At 41.6% G+C, this 16,614-nt stretch carries 18 protein-coding genes and 2 pseudogenes; 10 read left to right on the forward strand and 10 right to left on the reverse strand.

Translation table 11 applies throughout. The features are described from left to right. The 4 genes and pseudogenes from IM462_RS17955 to IM462_RS17970 form a co-directional block, all read left to right on the forward strand. Nucleotides 1–91: pseudogene (locus IM462_RS17955) on the forward strand (photosystem Q(B) 2 domain protein); the annotation flags it as partial. 109 nt (nt 92–200) lie between these two features. Continuing rightward, nucleotides 201–770 carry a Uma2 family endonuclease gene (locus tag IM462_RS17960; RefSeq protein ID WP_190381540.1) on the forward strand — a complete coding sequence of 190 codons (570 nt, stop codon included), beginning with the start codon at nt 201–203 and terminating at the stop codon, nt 768–770. Nucleotides 771–801: 31 nt separating this feature from the next. Beyond that, complete coding sequence (locus IM462_RS17965; protein ID WP_353737359.1) at nt 802–1,014, forward strand: hypothetical protein; 213 nt, start codon at nt 802–804, stop codon at nt 1,012–1,014. Between the two features lie 2 nt (nt 1,015–1,016). Beyond that, on the forward strand, nt 1,017–1,304 hold the full coding sequence (locus tag IM462_RS17970; protein WP_287702145.1) for a type II toxin-antitoxin system RelE/ParE family toxin: 288 nt from the start codon (nt 1,017–1,019) through the stop codon (nt 1,302–1,304). Between the two features lie 72 nt (nt 1,305–1,376). Here IM462_RS17970 and IM462_RS21105 read toward each other — a convergent pair. Then, a pseudogene (locus IM462_RS21105) lies at nt 1,377–2,747 on the reverse strand (helix-turn-helix domain-containing protein). A gap of 143 nt (nt 2,748–2,890) precedes the next feature. Continuing rightward, nucleotides 2,891–3,316 (reverse strand): DUF29 family protein, encoded by a 426-nt coding sequence (locus tag IM462_RS17985; RefSeq protein ID WP_287702122.1) that lies wholly within the window; start codon nt 3,314–3,316, stop codon nt 2,891–2,893. 291 nt (nt 3,317–3,607) lie between these two features. On the opposite strand from IM462_RS17985, the gene IM462_RS17990 reads away from it, so the two are divergent. Then, nucleotides 3,608–4,783 carry a PEP-CTERM sorting domain-containing protein gene (locus IM462_RS17990; RefSeq protein WP_287702124.1) on the forward strand — a complete coding sequence of 392 codons (1,176 nt, stop codon included), beginning with the start codon at nt 3,608–3,610 and terminating at the stop codon, nt 4,781–4,783. 183 nt (nt 4,784–4,966) lie between these two features. After that, nucleotides 4,967–5,281 carry a DUF433 domain-containing protein gene (locus IM462_RS17995; protein ID WP_287702126.1) on the forward strand — a complete coding sequence of 105 codons (315 nt, stop codon included), beginning with the start codon at nt 4,967–4,969 and terminating at the stop codon, nt 5,279–5,281. 119 nt (nt 5,282–5,400) lie between these two features. On the opposite strand, the gene larC is transcribed toward IM462_RS17995, so the two are convergent. Then, a complete protein-coding gene (larC, locus tag IM462_RS18000) occupies nt 5,401–6,657 on the reverse strand; it encodes a nickel pincer cofactor biosynthesis protein LarC (protein ID WP_287702128.1) in 1,257 nt (418 codons plus the stop codon). Here larC and IM462_RS18005 point away from each other — a divergent pair. After that, entirely contained in the window at nt 6,634–7,275 is a 642-nt protein-coding gene (locus IM462_RS18005) for an L-threonylcarbamoyladenylate synthase (RefSeq protein ID WP_287702130.1), read from the forward strand. The two genes, larC and IM462_RS18005, sit on opposite strands and share 24 nt — an antisense overlap. 269 nt (nt 7,276–7,544) lie before the next feature. Further along, a complete protein-coding gene (locus IM462_RS18010; protein WP_287702132.1) occupies nt 7,545–7,955 on the forward strand; it encodes an Hsp20/alpha crystallin family protein in 411 nt (136 codons plus the stop codon). A gap of 58 nt (nt 7,956–8,013) precedes the next feature. Here the strand turns inward: IM462_RS18010 and hpf are convergent, their stop codons facing one another. Further along, a complete protein-coding gene (hpf, locus tag IM462_RS18015; RefSeq protein WP_272016177.1) occupies nt 8,014–8,613 on the reverse strand; it encodes a ribosome hibernation-promoting factor, HPF/YfiA family in 600 nt (199 codons plus the stop codon). Between the two features lie 473 nt (nt 8,614–9,086). On the opposite strand from hpf, the gene IM462_RS18020 reads away from it, so the two are divergent. Then, on the forward strand, nt 9,087–9,305 hold the full coding sequence (locus tag IM462_RS18020; protein WP_287702137.1) for a hypothetical protein: 219 nt from the start codon (nt 9,087–9,089) through the stop codon (nt 9,303–9,305). A 55-nt stretch (nt 9,306–9,360) separates the two neighbouring features. Here the strand turns inward: IM462_RS18020 and IM462_RS21110 are convergent, their stop codons facing one another. Continuing rightward, complete coding sequence (locus tag IM462_RS21110) at nt 9,361–12,231, reverse strand: PatA/PatG family cyanobactin maturation protease (RefSeq protein ID WP_353737358.1); 2,871 nt, start codon at nt 12,229–12,231, stop codon at nt 9,361–9,363. Nucleotides 12,232–12,299: 68 nt separating this feature from the next. Between IM462_RS21110 and IM462_RS18035 the strand changes: the two genes are divergently transcribed. Beyond that, nucleotides 12,300–13,091, forward strand: coding sequence for a Uma2 family endonuclease (locus IM462_RS18035; RefSeq protein ID WP_287702139.1), 792 nt, complete (start codon nt 12,300–12,302; stop codon nt 13,089–13,091). Between the two features lie 10 nt (nt 13,092–13,101). Here the strand turns inward: IM462_RS18035 and IM462_RS18040 are convergent, their stop codons facing one another. The 5 genes from IM462_RS18040 to IM462_RS18060 all read right to left on the reverse strand — a co-directional run. Continuing rightward, on the reverse strand, nt 13,102–13,329 hold the full coding sequence (locus IM462_RS18040; RefSeq protein WP_052278192.1) for a cyanobactin biosynthesis PatC/TenC/TruC family protein: 228 nt from the start codon (nt 13,327–13,329) through the stop codon (nt 13,102–13,104). 46 nt (nt 13,330–13,375) lie between these two features. After that, on the reverse strand, nt 13,376–13,633 hold the full coding sequence (locus IM462_RS18045) for a cyanobactin biosynthesis system PatB/AcyB/McaB family protein (RefSeq protein ID WP_002753002.1): 258 nt from the start codon (nt 13,631–13,633) through the stop codon (nt 13,376–13,378). Nucleotides 13,634–13,713: 80 nt separating this feature from the next. Continuing rightward, nucleotides 13,714–15,657: a S8 family peptidase gene (locus IM462_RS18050; RefSeq protein ID WP_287702141.1), complete on the reverse strand. Its 1,944-nt coding sequence runs from the start codon at nt 15,655–15,657 to the stop codon at nt 13,714–13,716. Nucleotides 15,658–15,688: 31 nt separating this feature from the next. Then, entirely contained in the window at nt 15,689–16,258 is a 570-nt protein-coding gene (locus tag IM462_RS18055) for a Uma2 family endonuclease (RefSeq protein ID WP_008202985.1), read from the reverse strand. Between the two features lie 35 nt (nt 16,259–16,293). Then, on the reverse strand, nt 16,294–16,614 hold a 321-nt coding region (locus tag IM462_RS18060; RefSeq protein WP_287702143.1), incomplete at its 5' end, for a DUF29 domain-containing protein.

Genomic DNA, 16,614 nt, shown 5'->3' on the forward strand with positions numbered 1-16,614 from the left:
GCACGAGCGCAACGCTCACAACTTCCCCTTAGACTTAGCTAGTGGTGAACAGGCTCCTGTAGCTCTGACTGCTCCTGCTATCAATGGTTAATTCCTAGTCTGAACGAAAAGGCACTCCCGCGAGGGGGTGCTTTTTTGTTGTTAGAATTGGGGAACAATGAAAAACGCTGCAAAATGCTTATTCTCAAACAATCATTATTATGACCGCTCTCACTGGAAAATATACTCTTAGTCAATATTTTGAGCAGGAAATACAATCCCAAACTCGTCATGAATATCTGGATGGAAAAATTATTGCTATGACAGGAGGGACACCGACTCATAATCGCATTATTAGTAATTTATTAGTGGCTTTATATACTGGACTAAAGAATCAACCCTATGCCGTTTTTGTCACCGATCAGCGTTTATGGATACCTGAGCGTCAAATAGCCACCTATCCTGATATTATGGTAGTTTCTGAACCTCTTATTTATCAAGAAGGACGCAAAGATACTTTAATTAATCCTGTTTTAATCGCTGAGGTTTTGTCTGCTTCAACGGCAAATTACGACAGAGAAGAAAAGTTTGCCGCTTATCGAACCATTGCAACTTTTCAGGAATATTTATTGATTTCTCAGGAAAAATGTTATATTGAACATTTTCAAAAGGAAGGCGATCTTTGGTTGTTTACAGCTTATGAATCTGATAGGATAATTCATTTAAACTCTTTGGGAATTCAGATAGTGATCGCAGATGTTTACCATAAAATCATCTTGGAAAATAATTAAAATATAAGGAAAATAGTTAAGAGGTAAAATGATGACTTTGCCAGAAATGATCAAATCTTTTGAGAATTTATCAGAGGATGAACAGGAGTCATTGTTAGAGATTTTGTGTCAATATAGAGCCAAAGCAAGAGAAAGAGAAAGAGAAATTTTAGCTAATTTTAAGGAAGTGAAAGAGGCGATCGCTACTGGAACGGCCAGAAGGGGAACCGTAGAAGATTTGATTGCCGATTTGAATGAGGATTAACAATAGATCTAATATGGAGTGATGGGTTTAAGCGTTCGTTTAAGAAGCTAATCAAGAAAAATCCCCAGTTAAAACCTAAAATTTTGGATGTACTTAGAAAACTGGCAGAAGACCCATTTACACTGTCTTTAAAAACCCATAAGTTAAGTGGTAATTTAGAAGGGTTATGGTCTTGTACTGTAGATTACGATTGTCGAATTATTTTTAGTTTTTCGGAAGATGGAGAATATTTAGAAGTTATCATCTTGTTAATTGATATTGGTAGTCACGATCAGGTGTATAGAAAATAGGATAGACTGGAAAGCGATCCTGCGGGTTTCTGCGTTGCGGTACACATATATTTATAATAAGATAAATTTTTCCTAATCGTTAGGATTTCTTTTAAGATAAGATTTAAACACAGGATTAATAGGAAAATAGGACGAGGTTTCTGATGGTAATTTATCCAGTAAACAGCGTCTAATTAATGACTGAATAGTTGCCCAAAATTCAGAAGTAGATAAGTCAAGATTAGCAGTTTTGGGAAACTTTTCTACCGCTTCAGTTTGATTAGCTAACCAGTGTATCACCTTTTTTTCTGTTGCGGATAAACGCTGTAAATGACATTCGATCGAGTCTTCTATATCTCCTAAATAAATTTCATTGTTCATTTGTTCTAAAAATAAGGATACTTCTCCATCAAATAGCTCAATAATAGTTGAGGAGATGATATTTAACCAGTTAGGATGACCTTGATAAAGTTCCCTCAGTTCCGTCCATTTATCCTCATTTTTTAAACCGTATTCTTTGAATATTTCTTCAAATTCTGTTGTTAAACCTTGCAGGTATAAAGTTTTAATTTTATCGGATTTTAAGGTGACAAAATCTCTGGGAAGTTCCCAACTAATTAAAATCCAACAACTTTGATGAGATGTGGTAGCAATTTGCTGAAAAAATTTATGATAATCCTGACAGTCGGGTAAATATTTACCTGCTAATTCCCCCAGTTTAAAAATATTCTGCACATCATCAAGAATAATTAAACAACGATAGGAGCTTAGATAATCTATTATATCGGGTAAGGGGGTTGATAGAGATTGGCTGAAAAACTGTTTTAGATCATCCTTGAGAGCGATTAATTGAGGAATATTTTCCAGACTGCGGTAAATAATATAATCAAATTGTGTGGCAATTTCTGAAATTAATTTAAGGGTTAAAGCTGTTTTTCCAATTCCACTTAACCCATAAATAGTGATTAACTGGGTTTTATTTTATATCCATTCTTTTAAGGTTGATATTTCTAACTTACGTCCATAGTTATACCTTAATTCAGGAGCTTTTGTTAGGTTAATTATTGGGTATAGATGATCATTATCTGGAAAATTTGAAGACTTTTTTAAGTTGTTTTCTGAATAGGGGTTATTTTCTCTACAGATATTAACATGACTGTTACTAATGTTATTACCATGATGGTTAGCAAAGTGATAAATAGTAGATGAAGCTTTATTTTCTAAAATGGAACGAACATTAGACTTTTTTATATCTTCTTCAAAAACATCAGATAACAGTTGCCATAACTTCCATGCTTCTTTTTTTATATGGTCATAACTGCGCTGATTATCTTTGGCAATTTCTTCGTAATCTTGATGTTCCCAAATACCCTGTAAGATGGATTCTTGCAATGAATCAAGATGTTTACCGGTTTTGTCTAATACCTGTTTATCAGTCCATTCTAAAAGGGTTTGAATATCCATATAAGTAAGCTATAGAACATTTGTATTACTGCTTGGGATAAGGGAACATATTTTAGTTTTCTCGTTTTTTTATAAATATTTGCCAAATTATTTTATTTCTGACATTTAAACCTCCTGATTTGTTTCCGACTGTCACCTGTTACTTAATCGATTAATATTAATTCCAATGCTTGATTAATAATTTTATTTTTATCGATCATAGCCTCAATTTCTTCTGGTTTATATATACCTTCAAAAGCTTCTAATGCCCCTTGTCTTAAAGCCGAAGAATAAGCATCATCTAAGGTTTCTTTTAACTCTTCTATTGTTAGATAATTTCCTCCAGTTTTACGTCGTTGATTAATGCGTTGAATCTGTCGAACAGAATTAGAAATAGAGGTTTCCCATGAGCGGGTACTGCGGTTTTCTGCTTGCTGCTTAATCAGATGTAATAGAACAATAATACTAAAGCTAAAAATCTTATTGAGCTTATCATCTTTGCTCATTTCTGTCATTTCCTCTACCAAAATCAAGGCATCGGGAACATTGCCAGCTATTAATAGATTTTTTAACTCTAATAATTCTTCCATTTTTTGCCTTTTTTTACTGATTAACCTCTTAATTTAGTAATTTGTCCTTTACATTAGATATTGTTAAAGTTGGAAAAACAAGCGAAAACTTTTGCCTGTTCTCTTGCCTTATTAACGAAAATTTAGCCTTGTTTCATGAGCCTTGCCCTCCTTTTTGTCACTAAATCCCACTTTATCCCACAAAAATTATTGTATCAGAAAATCCAAAATGGCCACAAATTCCCACAGACAAAACCAAAGTGAACATCTAGATTGTAAGAATCACTTAGTTTTTTGGAGTCTTATCAGGTTATGAACAAGATACTAGCTAATTGTATCAGCTTAGGGATCGGATTGGGTGCGATCGGGGTAGCTTTCCCCGCACAAGCCGCCTCTTTTCAGGGGTTAGGGTTCTCGCCAGGGGGAGATCCTGCTACCACTTTCAGCCGTGCTTTTGGAGTATCGGCAGATGGGTCTGTTGTTGTTGGTATAAGTTTTGGTGGGGCATTCCGTTGGACACAAGCAACGGGGATGGTCGGACTAGGGGACTTGCTCGCTGGTGGTTTCTCTAGCTCTGCCAATGGCGTATCAGCAGATGGATCTGTTGTTGTTGGTTACGGATCTGGAGCTAATGGTATTGAGGCATTCCGTTGGACACAAGGCACGGGGATGGTCGGACTAGGAGACCTACCGGGGGATATTTTCGAGAGCATTGCTTTTGGGGTATCAGCAGATGGGTCTGTTGTGATTGGTCGTAGCCGTGGCGCTAATGGTTTTGAGGCATTCCGTTGGACACAAGCAACGGGGATGGTGGGACTGGGGGATTTACCGGGAGGGAATTTCGGTAGTAGTGCTTCTGGCGTATCAGCAGATGGGTCTGTTGTGGTTGGTCAAGCCAATAGTCCTAGTTTAGCATTAGTAGGTCAGGCATTCCGTTGGACACAATTAACGGGGATGGTGGGACTAGGGGATTTACAGGGGGGTAGTTTCGGTAGCAGTGCTTCTGGAGTATCGGCGGATGGGTCTGTTGTGGTTGGTTACGGCAATAGTGCTAATGGTATTGAGGCATTCCGTTGGACACAAGCAACGGGGATGGTAGGACTGGGGGACTTACCTGGGGGGAGTTTCAATAGCTTTGCTACTGGAGTATCAGGGGATGGGTCTGTTGTGGTTGGTATCGGCAATGCGGGTAATTCTAGCATTGGTGAGACATTTATCTGGAATAGTAGCCAAGGGATGCGGAGCCTACAAGCGGTTTTAACGAATGATTATGGTTTAAATTTAACCGGTTGGACTTTGAGGGAGGCGACTGGAATTTCCGCGGATGGATTGTCTATCGTGGGTTTTGGAACTAACCCTAATGGTTTGACTGAAGCTTGGATCGCTCGTTTAAATCCGCAAAATAATCCATCTGTACCGGAGCCTAGTTCTATATTAGGGTTAGGGCTGTTTTCTTTGGTGGGTTTTTTAATTAAGAAACGGTCATAATATAACCTGACTTTGATGAGAATTCTACTCCGCAGAGGCTATAAATTCCCTATTTTTGTCAATTCAATCAGTTAGGGTCTAAATCATTAAAGAAAAGGGCATTCTCTAATTTTAGGGGGTGCTTTTTGGTTGTTCGGATGTATCGATCGAGCTACAATAAAAGGGAATTCTTTAGGCGAAAATATGGCTACAGGCATCGATATTAGCGAATTTATTGTTGCTAGTCCGGATATTTGTAATTCCCGTCCCCGGATCGCGGGAACTAGAATCACGATTCAAAGTTTAGTCATGGATCATAAAACGGGAATGAGTGCCGAAGCGATCGCTAGGGAGTATCCTCAGTTAAATAAGAGTGGTTCACTTAGCCTATCGTATGCAAATTGGGGGGTCGGTAGTTCTGCTTTAGATACAGCCATCTATCAAAGGGGTGACTTAATTGGAGTCGTTCAAGATAACACCAGTATTGCGTTAACCAGTTATTACTTTCAATTTGTTTAGCATCGCCTCGTAGGTTGGTTTCTATAAAGAAAACGAGTTTCTTTAAGAAACCCGTTTTCTTTAGTCGCTAATGCTTACTCCTAAATTGCTCGACAAAACATAATAAATATCCTCTTTATTCAGTCAGAAGTATTTTCTTGCCAAACAGCTAAGGCCATTTGATGAACAAATCGCCAAGGTAGATGATGCTGACGGGCAATTGCGGCACAATCTTCGTATTCTGGTTGTACGGTAATCGGTTGATTAATTGACTCTTTGTAGGCAACTTTTAGCCGAATTTTTCCATAGACAGTATTGATCAATTGTATCTCTCTTTTTAAGATTGATCGCTCTTGAATCGTCCTTCTAATGCCTAAAGTTGTGGTTTCCTGAAATATCATATTTTCGCAAATAGCAATTTTATCCAAGCCACAAATTACTGTCAAAAGTATCCCCAAACGAGATTTTTTCATAGTAATTGCTTGACTAAATACATCCAAAGCCCCCGCTTGTAATAAAGTCTCGCTTAAATAGGAGATCGCTTGCGGATTTAAGTCATCAATTTGAGTTTCTAAAACTGCCACAGTTTCAACTTCATCTAGCTTTTCTGGTGTTTTTTTCCCTAACCAAAGCCGGACAAGATTGGGAATCGGTAAATCTTTTGTCCCTGCTCCTAAACCGACCTTTTCTAACTGCATTTTCGGCGGTTTACCGAAACTTTTAGCTAAAGTTGTCACAATAGCTGCCCCCGTGGGTGTTACCAACTCCGCTTCGATGCCATTACTATAAATTGTGACTTGTCGCTGACTGAACAATTGTACTACTGCTGGCACGGGAACCGGTAAACGACCATGGGCGGCCTGAACTGTACCGCCGCCGGTGGGTAGAGAAGAACAGTATAATTCACTCACCGATAGCCAGTCCAAACCCAAACAAGTCCCGACGATATCAATAATGGCATCGGTTGCCCCGACTTCGTGAAAATGCACCTTTTCCGGTGCGATCCCGTGAACAGCCCCTTCTGCGATCGCAAGTTGTTGAAAAACCGCTAAACTCCATTCTTGGACTTTCTGGGGTAAATTTGCCTGTTTAATTAAACTTTCAATCTCCGGTAAATGGCGAGCGGGGGTATGATGGTGATGGTGGTGATGATCAGCGGACTTCTCGGCAGTGACATCGACGTGAATCTTAGTGGCAATTTGACCGCGACGATGCACTTTTTCCTCCCTTAACTGATATTCCTCCTCAATTCCTAAAGTTTTTAGTTGTGCAATCAGGTATTCTAAGGGGACTCCTAAATCTACTAATGCCCCTAAACACATATCCCCGGCGATTCCCGTGGGACAATCCCAATAGGCGACGATTTTGCTATCATGGCTACTATTTACTCTCTCCATCCGGAAAATCCCCAACAACGTTCTATCCAAGAAATCTGTCATGCCCTGAAAAATGGGGCAATTATGCTTTATCCTACCGATACCGTCTATGCGATCGGTTGCGATCTCAATGTGAAATCCGCCGTCGAACGAGTTCGCCAAATCAAGCAACTATCTAATGATAAACCCTTGACGTTTCTCTGTTCTTCTTTGTCGAATATTTCTGAGTACGCAGTGGTCAGCGATTATGCCTATAAAATTATGCGACGAGTTATACCCGGTCCCTACACTTTTCTCTTACCGGCGACTAAATTAGTGCCGAAAGTGGTGATGAATCCGAAGCGGAAAACCACCGGTATCCGGGTTCCCGATCACCTTATCTGTCGCACTATTCTCGAAACCCTAGAAAATCCCATTATCTCTAGTTCTGCCCATCTTCCCGATCAGGAGGGGGATTTTCCCACCAAGGGATTAGAAACCCCTAGGTTATTCGATGCCCTCGATCATATCGTTGATTTAATTATCGAAGATGGTTCGGCTCCCGGTTCGGAAGTGTCAACCATTGTTGATTTTACCGGCGATCAACCGGATATCGTGCGTCAGGGTTTGGGTTGGCCAGAATTACAACAATGGTTATAACGAAGGCAGGAGACAGGGGGCAAAAGGCAAAAGGCAAAAGTCAATAGGCAATAGGCAAAGGGCAGCTTTGTTCTCCCCACACCCCACACCTCAAACCCCACACCCCACTTCCCCACTTCCCCACAACTTCCCACTGATAACTGATAACTGATAACTGTATCGGTTATTGCGACTTTTTATTTCCTGAAAACCGCCTTGTGGAAGTCAAGTTAGTTGCTTAAGATAGAGGTAATCGCAGTCAGAGAAAACCTCTCAAGGAAATTATTACTATGGCTTTCACTCTTTATTCTCCCTTCCTAGAAATTAATTCTGTCCAACGTCAAATCGATCAACTTTTTCAAGAAGTATTACCGACAAATTCATTGGTATCTCGTCCCCCGGTGGAAATCTCTGTTAACGAGGATTCCGTGGAATTAAAAATCGAATTACCCGGTGTGGATATTAAAGATATCGATGTGGAGGTTAGCAAGCAAATGGTGTCTATTAATGGGCAACGTCAACGCCCTGCCGAGGTAAAAAACAGCGAATTTTATTATGGTAAATTTAGTCGCTTGATCACCCTACCAGTGGAGGTGCAAAATAGCCAAGTTACCGCTAACTATCAAGACGGTATTCTTTATCTCACCCTCCCGAAAGCGGTGGCAGAAAAAAATAAAGTGGTGAAAGTTAATCTTGGTTAGATGAGAAAAAGACTGGAGAATTTCTCCAGTCTTTAGTTTTATTTGTGGTCGCTAACTGTTAATTGGATTCTTTGCCATTTACGTTAACGGGACGGGGTTGAATAACACCAAAACCGCCGTGATTGCGTTGATAGATAACGTTGATTTCGTTCGTGTCTTTGTTGCAGAACATGAAGAAATCGTGATCGACTAATTGCAATTGTGTTAGCGCTTCCTCAATAGTCATCGGTGGCATAGCAAAGTATTTCATCCGCACTACTTCCGCAGGTAATTCGGGAGTGCGATCACCGATTAGGCTATCATCTAAGGGTTTCTCTTGCACCACCTCGCTAGTTTTAACGGTGGCGTTGGTGCGATGATCCACCAGTCTCTCTTTATACTTGCGGAGTTGACGAGCGATTTTATCAGAAACTAAATCAATACTTGCGTATAAATTTTCGCTTCCTTCTTGAGCGCGAATCACTGTTCCATTAGCATAAACCGTTACTTCCGCTTTGTGGCGATCGGGAATGCGTGCATTCTTTTCCACGGAGAGGTGAACATCGACTTTTGTGGTCATGCCGTTAAAATGTTTCACCGCTTTCTCCAGCTTTTGTTCCACATAATCATGAATAGCTTCGGTGACAGCGATATTATTGCCCTGAATCAATAGCTTCATACTCACTACTCCATCTAAAAATTTTGCTATAGACCGTCCACATCAACTATTTTTAAGGGATGTTGATGCTAGGAATTTAATCCTCAAAAATCTGCTCGATCGCGCTGTTGTTAGAGGTCACAGTCTAGATATTGTCGGTGTTCTCTTTCTCTTTTTTTTGTCGGATCGTGCGGAAAATTCATCGGGTCGAGCGCCTATTTGCAACTGGATTTATCTACCTCTATTCTAACAAGTTTCTGCAAAGCTTTTCTTAACAGAAGTGCGAAGTTCTGTTAACTTTTATTTAAAGAAACCGATTTTGGCCGCCAGCAAGGGAATCCGGTGATTGTTTCTCCTGTGCGACGGTTAACATCCGAATAGATGGGATATCCTTAGATTAGCACTTAGTATTCTCCCCGACATATATATCTTCCCTTCTTTTAATCTTCCTTTGCGCTCTTTTACATTTCTTAAATATTTTGACAAATCTCGCAATGAATGCTCAAAAAATACCTCGTCCCTGTGGGCTAAAAATTTGGGCAATTACTCCCTATGCTCTCGTGGCACCAGCGATCGCTGGTGGGGCGAGAATTGCTAATCCCAACTTACCCGATATCCTGTTACTACTGGAACATCCCCCGTTTACACCCTCGGTGCTGGCTCAGATGTTAAGTTTGTCAAATTTAATCTTGACAAATTTCCAGCACAGCTAATAGCGATCGCTTATTGCTTTTTTCAATATTGGTAACTTGATCCTAAGCGAAAACCTCACTTAGAAACAGCCCAAGAGCGCACTTCTCCTAAGGTTACTGGAGTGCGATCGCTGACATCAATGGTAAAGCGAAAAACTCGTTTGGCCCGCAGACCATTTTCGGGATCAAAGAATTTTAATTTCACATCCCAACATTCACTACCATAGCGACAAAAAGGGCTTTTTTCCACTTCAATACTGTGTAATTCCATTCCCATTGCTACTGCTTGGGAGAAGGTTTGTACGGCTTGAAAAGCGTTAGTTGCCGCAAAATTTAAAGCGCGATCCCGGGCGATTTGTCCGACGTTGCGTAAGTCATAATAAATGCGATTTAAGAAACTGGTTAGAGAACGCCGCATCCTCGCTTCATCGGCTATTTCATGTTCTGTGCGAACAGTTTCTATGGCTGATTCAATCAAAGTATTAACTTTCCAGCCATACATTCCTCGCGGACTATTAACCTTGATGACGGGAACAATTTGACCAGAAAACAGTTTGACTGTTTCCTCAGTCAGGATACCGGGAATACTCACCCTTTCGACATAATCTTCGTCGGATTCTGGTAATATTTGACCCGCCAACATATATTGCATGACTTGATAAACATCGGCAGCGAAAGCTCCCACGGGTTTAATGGCATAGATGGGGTTTAGTTCTAAATTGACTGTCCAAATTAAAGACTTAGTTTCTGATAGATTACTTTCTAAATAATCTACCATTTGCCGCGCATCGTAGGGATTGGATGGTAATTCAAGATTATCGATTGTGATGGTTGGCATTAATTGTTTAAAGGTGTCCCGACGCGCTTCTGTGCCGAAATCATAACCTAAAGTTCCTAACACATAAACGAGGTTTGACCGTTGACTAGGAGTAATGCTTGCTTGACTAGCATTGATCAAGTTTGCAGAAACAGGAGTTGTGACAGCGATATTTGATGATACTTGATTAAGATTTGTGTTTCCACTAACCAGATGGGAATTGAGTTTTATTTCAGATTCCTTGACTAAGGGCTTTTTAAGCTGTTCTAGGTTTTCAATTGCTTGTAATTCTCTTAAAAGAACTTTGGCTGTAGCCGGTCTTTTTTCGGGATCAAGGGCAATTGTCGCTGCAATTAAATTTTTAATGGGTAGTGGTGCATCAAGTTTTTGTAGTGCAGCTAAAACATCTTCATAATTAGACAATTCAACATCAGTTAAACAATCTAACACTAAAATGCCAAAGGCAAACACATCTCTATCATAGCTGTTTAGCCCATTACCCGGTTCAGGAGGAACATAAATACCTCGCCCAGGTTTCAACAGAGAGACTAAGGTAATATTACTATTATCGTTATTGTCAATTTTCGTGGAAACGTTAAAATCAGCAAGCTTGACATTACTTTGATTGTCAATAAGAATATTTGTCGGATGAATGTCTCTGTGGATATAGTGATGACGGTGACAAAATTCCAGACCTTCAAGAATCGGTAAGGCAATATTTATATAAAAGTCATGCCAATCTTTATAGGGATAAACTTGAAGATAATCTTCTAAATTCCAGTCCATCCATTCAAGCACCAAAAACTCATTATCTGTATGTTCATCAACACCATAATCAAGCAGTTTGATAATTCTAGGATGTTTTAACTCTGTGAGAGCTTGTATTTCTCTCTTTAAGGCTTCATTTGCCATCTCCTTACTCAAGGATTTGAAAAAAGTTTTATTACCAGTTGCTAGTTGTTCCTCCAGATTTAGTTGATATACCTTAATAGCAAGATTTACGCCGGGGTTAGTTGCATCAACAGCTTTATAGATTTTAAAACTTCCCGTTGCTATAGGTTGTGGATCTAAAATGTATTTGCCACTGAGTATAGGTGAGGTGATGGCGTTTTCTGTTATTGAACTGGGTAAGCTTGATAATTTTTGTCCGGTAATTAATTCGTAAGCACCCGCAATATTGATTTTTCCTAATAAACAGCGTTCTGGTTCTTCTACTTCATTAGGATCGCAGGGGATGGCACTATTAATCAAGGCGGCTCTTACTGCTTCTGCATCGGGAGATAAACCCTGTTCTAATTGTAAACTCATCAATAAAGCGGCTGTTCCTGTCACAATGGGAGCCGCGCAGCTAGTCCCTTTTTTGCGGATGGGGTCATCGGTTCCGGGTTGAGCGCCTAAAATATTCTCTCCTGGAGCGAGAATCCCTTGAGTTGCATATTTACCACCAAAATTACTAAATTTAAATGGCTCGCCTGTATCTTTCATTGCTCCTACTGTCAGGACATTTTCCAATACCGCAGGAACGCACCAACACTCTCCTTTATCATTACCTCCGGGGGCAATCACTAGGATATTATTAGCTTGAGCCTGACGAATTGCTTTATCAATAAATTCGTGAGCTAATCCGCTTTGAGTTGGGTGACAAGCGGCACAATGGATAATATTAACTCCCTGTTCAATCGCGGTACTAATTGCTCGGGAAAGATTGAGGGGATTAATAAAATCTTCGTTGCTATAGGCGATGGGAATATTAATTACAGTAGCGTTAGGAGCAATCCCTTCTACTGGTGAATCTGGCTGTCCACAAATGGTGCTGATAATATGGTTAGCATGGAAGCGTAAATGCAAACTTGCAAGGATGTTTTCATCAGGGATAGCTTCTTGCAACAGATCCTCTTTTTCTTCATCACTTTTGCCACTTTTTTCTACATCTAAAAAGGCTTGTAAGTATTGCGGATCGATGGGAGATTCTTCCGACCAATAGGGATCAAGGCGGGTAATATTTGCTCCTTGAAAGCAGGCGCGGTCTAAGTCAATCGGTCCATCAAGAACGGCGATTTTGATGCGGGGATCGCCTTTGGTATGGGAGCGAAGAGCAGTCATTCCGGGGATAGCATTGAGATCAGGCATAGTTTTTGCAGGTTTTCAAGAACAGTTATAGAATAAAAGCTAGATAACAATAAATAGGGGAATTAAAGATGAGTTCAATGACCCCAACGGCACAACCCTCAACCACAATTCAGGAACCTTCGACCACGGTTTATTGCGATTCCCCTTTACCCGATCACACCCAACTCCCTGATAAAGATGGAAGTTTTGTGAAAAACTATCAAGAGCCTCCCCAAGCAGACCTTTTAACGGATACTATTACACCCCTTTTAGAACAATTACATCCTGACGGTAATTACTGTCTGGGTCGAGATTGTGGGATTTATTGGCGATTGCCAGAGTATCCAGAATCCCTAGAAAAGGGTGCTGTTGCTCCCGATTGGTTTTATGTTCCCCATGTCCCCACAACCATTGATGGTCAAGTCCGGCGTTCCTTCGTGATGTGGAAAGAAACCATTGAACCGGTCATTGCCTTAGAATTTGTCTCAGGTAATGGTGAAGAAGAACGGGATAAAACGCCTGTTAAGGGTAAATTTTGGATCTATGAGCGAGCGATTCAAATTCCTTTTTATGGAATTTATGAAGTTAACAAGGCCCAGATCGAGATGTACCAGTTAGTTAATGGTCGTTACCAAAAAATGACTCCTAATCAGCGCGGTCATTATACCATTGTTCCTTTAAAGGTAGAGTTAGGAATTTGGCAGGGGGAATACCAAAATCAATCCTTTCCCTGGCTTCGCTGGTGGGATGGGGAAGGTAACTTGTTGTTAACTTCCCAGGAATCTACTCAACAGGAACGACAACGAGCCGAACAGGAACGACAACGAGCCGATCGCCTAGCGGAACAGTTAAGGGCCTTGGGGATAGAACCTGAAGATTAATGGAAAGTGTTTAACACCAAATTCGACCCCGACGAAACGGCGGATCATTGGGATTCGCCTTGCGATCTTTGAACATGGTTTTCCAGCGTCCGTAATCTTCTAAACCAGTGGCGGGAACGTATTTAGCTTTAGGTTGAGTTGTTTCTGGTTGCTCAATCTTGGGTTTTTCCGTGGTTGGTTGGTCAACATTCGCAGCAGCGGGTGTTGATTCTGGCGCACCTTTAGGTTTACTAGCCATTGTTTGATTTCCTCCAGTGTTTTTTACTAGGTTTTAGAAGTCGATACTAATAACGAAAACCGCCAAAAGAGGACATTTTCAGATAGCCATAGTGAGGGTATTGGAATTGTGCTGGATCATTGTAGTTAGCTCCATGAACCAACTTCACCAGGATAGATACCAAGTCTTCGCCATCTCCATGAACAATATCGACGCATTCATGGGGATGAATAAAATGGGGTCGTTTGACGGGAGCAGATTGTTTGGGAAGTCTCACGGTTGTTTTCGGGTAAATAATGGGGGTAGGGGCGAAGCATTCGGGCATAACCTATCGCTGAAACCTTAGATTTCCTATCCGAATGCTTCGCCTGTACTTGAAGTCAGAAGTCAGCGCAGGGGAGAGGACTAATTAGGAGAAGACCAGGAACGAACTTCGCCCAAGGTGACGGGAATTAAGTCACTCACATCTATTGTAAACCGGAATACTTTACGAGCGCGACGGCTATTTTCCGGGTCGAAGAATTTTAACTGTACGTCCCAGCAATCGCTATCCAGCCGACAGAAAGGACTCTTAGAAACGTTAATACTGTCGAGTTCCATCCCCGCACCCACAGCCTCAGAGAAGGTTTGCGCTGCTTGGAAAGCATTGGTCGCGGCAAAATTGAGGGCGCGGTCTTGGGAAGTTTGCCCTAAATTGCGTAAATCGTAGTAGATGCGATTAAGGAAACTACTCAAAGTGCGGCGCATTTGGCTTTCTTGGGCTTCTGTTTGTTCTGCACCAACGGCTTCGATTGCCGCACTGACTAAAGTGTTAACGTGCCAACCATAAATTCCCCGAGGGCTATCTGGTTCAATGACGGGAACAACTTGTCCCGAAAACAGGCGTACTGTTCGCCCAGTAATCCGTCCGGGAATACTGACCCGCTGGATATATTCGGGGCTGTCTTCTGCTTGCACTTGTCCCGAAAGAAGTTCCTGTAAAGCCGCATAAACTTCGCGGGAAAAAGAGCCAAGAGGTTCAATGGCGTAAACTGGGGTAAGTTCCAGGTTCAGAGTCCAAATTAAGGATTTAGCTTCCGAGAGGTTGTCAGCTAAGTAATCCACAATTTGACGGGCATCGTAGGGATTAGAGGGAACTTCAATACCACCAATTACCGCTGTCGGCATCAGTTGTTTAAATGTGTCCCGACGGGCTTCGGAGCCGAAGTCATAGCCCAAGGTGCCAATGGCATAGACGATGCCACCAGCAGGTTCAGCAGCTTGGCTAGGGGTGACGGGTTTATTGGTAGTTTCGGGCATGGATACTCCTTGAGAGGTGATGACAGGGTTGGGAATTGGGGCGACGGGGATTACCGGTGCGCTAGTTGCGGCACTCAGTTCGAGTTTTTGGCGTTCAGCCTCAGGGGTTTCGGGCGTACCACCGCAGCCACAGCCCGATGCTTCTACTGTTGCTTGGGTTTCCACAGATTCGGACATGGTTTCTCCTGTTAGTTGTTTAATTGCCCCAGAAATGTTCAACACTCCGGCTAAACATTTTGGTTCATTTTCACTGTCTGCATATTGGCAGGGGAGGGCGCTTTTTAGTATTGCCTCCCGGACAGCGTGAGGATTGGGGGTTTCTCCCCGCTGCACCTGCAAGCTGAGTAATAAGGCGGCTACTCCGGCCACAATGGGCGCGGCGAAGCTGGTCCCACTCAGTTGCACAGTCCCGCCCCCTGGTTTTGCCCCTAAGATGTTTTCTCCAGGAGCAAGGATGCCTTGGCTTTGGTAGGTTTCCCCCCAATTACTAAAGTCGAGGGGATGCCCTCTAGCATCAACCGCACCCACCGCGAGGACGGCGGGAAGGGCTGCTGGAACTTGGAGGCATTCACAGCCATCATTGCCAGCAGCGGCAACGAGAAGAATATTTCTCTGGTTACACATCTCGACGGCACGAATTAGCCAGTCTTCGGCTTCTCCCATATCAGTGAGGGCCCCGCCGCTAATATTAATCACTTTTGCCCCATTTTCGGCGGCTTGTTCAATCGCCCTCGCTAAATCGAGTTGGGAGAGTTTACGGTTATCGTCGGAGAAGACGGGGACGAGTAGGCCTCGACACTGGGGGGCAATTCCTTCTATTTCTGTTTTAGGTTGTCCAAAGATGAGGCTGGCAATATGGGTTCCGTGGGTGGACATTTGCCCGGCGGTGGCTTGATGCTGGACGAGGGTGGGTAAACGGGTTAGGTCTGCCCCGTTGAAGCAGGGATGGTCGGTATCAACTACACCATCGAGAATGGCGACGGTTATTTCTGCTGTGCCTTTGGTTTGTTTTTGTAGTTCTTTTAATCCCGGAATAGTTAAGACGTTCATCTTTTTTTAATTCTTGGGTTAACCGATAAAATTAATAATTAAATACATCACAAACCTTTAAGTTTAATTCTTTGAATCTGGGAGATTTTACTAGGTCATCATTGCTAAAATTACCAACCTGTGTGTAAGCATTTCCTCTTAATTCTAAGACTAAAATAGTTTGAGTTTGAGGATCAACTATCCAGTATTCAGGAATCCCACAAGCTTGATATTGGCTTCTTTTGGCGATGTAATCTCTCTCTCTTTGGATTTCCCCCGGACTAACCACTTCAATGACTAATAAGGGGGGTGCCATGGAAAGAAGAATCGTATTTCTCTGGGAGAGTAATTGAATATGTTCTTCTCGAATAATGGTTAGGTCAGGATAACGGTTTTTCGGTTCACCTCTCACTTCTAATTCTAAACCATGTCCTCTGACTCTATCTGTTCCTAGCATCAAAGCAAAGACTAGAAAAAGACGATTAGCAATTTGAAAGTTAAGTCCTGATTCTGGTGGCATTTCTACCAATTCTCCGTTAAATAATTCATAAGATTCCTCTGAATTATCCTCATATTGTAGATATTCGGCAAAGGTTTGAAAGCGGGGTTTTGTGATTAACATAATTTCTTCATCTCTTTTTGTTGTTTAATTAATTTTTATGGCAACCAATCGCGATCCAGTAATTGTTCTAGTGAGTAAGGACATTGAGAGGGAAAAATCACAGTATTCGCTGTTTTGATTTTGACGAAACCTAACGCATCTTCATAAATATAGTTTAATTCTTCTTCTAAATAATTACGGAGATTAGCCGTCATTTTTCGCCTTAATTGAGTCCGAAAATTATAGATTTCTTCCTGCCAATTAATTGTATTATATTCTGTTTCTTTTGTCCAGTATTGCAGTAATAATAAATGGCGGATAACCTGTTCTAAAAGACTGGCTACTGCATTTTTCTTTTCTTTGCCCAAATCCTCTAA

Source organism: Microcystis sp. M144S2 (assembly GCF_020246065.1).
Taxonomy (GTDB): domain Bacteria; phylum Cyanobacteriota; class Cyanobacteriia; order Cyanobacteriales; family Microcystaceae; genus Microcystis; species Microcystis ichthyoblabe_A.

What these genes read in the sequence shown, in the direction of transcription:
- IM462_RS17995 (WP_287702126.1), top strand. Translation starts at nt 4,967, where the DNA reads ATGGCTACAGGCATCGATATTAGCGAATTTATTGTTGCTAGTCCGGAT.
- IM462_RS18040 (WP_052278192.1), bottom strand. Translation starts at nt 13,329, where the DNA reads ATGGCTAGTAAACCTAAAGGTGCGCCAGAATCAACACCCGCTGCTGCG.
- IM462_RS18045 (WP_002753002.1), bottom strand. Translation starts at nt 13,633, where the DNA reads ATGCCCGAATGCTTCGCCCCTACCCCCATTATTTACCCGAAAACAACC.
- IM462_RS21110 (WP_353737358.1), bottom strand. Translation starts at nt 12,231, where the DNA reads ATGCCTGATCTCAATGCTATCCCCGGAATGACTGCTCTTCGCTCCCAT.
- hpf (WP_272016177.1), bottom strand. Translation starts at nt 8,613, where the DNA reads ATGAAGCTATTGATTCAGGGCAATAATATCGCTGTCACCGAAGCTATT.
- IM462_RS18050 (WP_287702141.1), bottom strand. Translation starts at nt 15,657, where the DNA reads ATGAACGTCTTAACTATTCCGGGATTAAAAGAACTACAAAAACAAACC.
- IM462_RS18005 (WP_287702130.1), top strand. Translation starts at nt 6,634, where the DNA reads ATGGCTACTATTTACTCTCTCCATCCGGAAAATCCCCAACAACGTTCT.
- IM462_RS18055 (WP_008202985.1), bottom strand. Translation starts at nt 16,258, where the DNA reads ATGTTAATCACAAAACCCCGCTTTCAAACCTTTGCCGAATATCTACAA.
- IM462_RS17990 (WP_287702124.1), top strand. Translation starts at nt 3,608, where the DNA reads ATGAACAAGATACTAGCTAATTGTATCAGCTTAGGGATCGGATTGGGT.
- IM462_RS18020 (WP_287702137.1), top strand. Translation starts at nt 9,087, where the DNA reads ATGAATGCTCAAAAAATACCTCGTCCCTGTGGGCTAAAAATTTGGGCA.
- larC (WP_287702128.1), bottom strand. Translation starts at nt 6,657, where the DNA reads ATGGAGAGAGTAAATAGTAGCCATGATAGCAAAATCGTCGCCTATTGG.
- IM462_RS18010 (WP_287702132.1), top strand. Translation starts at nt 7,545, where the DNA reads ATGGCTTTCACTCTTTATTCTCCCTTCCTAGAAATTAATTCTGTCCAA.
- IM462_RS17965 (WP_353737359.1), top strand. Translation starts at nt 802, where the DNA reads ATGACTTTGCCAGAAATGATCAAATCTTTTGAGAATTTATCAGAGGAT.
- IM462_RS17985 (WP_287702122.1), bottom strand. Translation starts at nt 3,316, where the DNA reads ATGGAAGAATTATTAGAGTTAAAAAATCTATTAATAGCTGGCAATGTT.
- IM462_RS18035 (WP_287702139.1), top strand. Translation starts at nt 12,300, where the DNA reads ATGAGTTCAATGACCCCAACGGCACAACCCTCAACCACAATTCAGGAA.
- IM462_RS17960 (WP_190381540.1), top strand. Translation starts at nt 201, where the DNA reads ATGACCGCTCTCACTGGAAAATATACTCTTAGTCAATATTTTGAGCAG.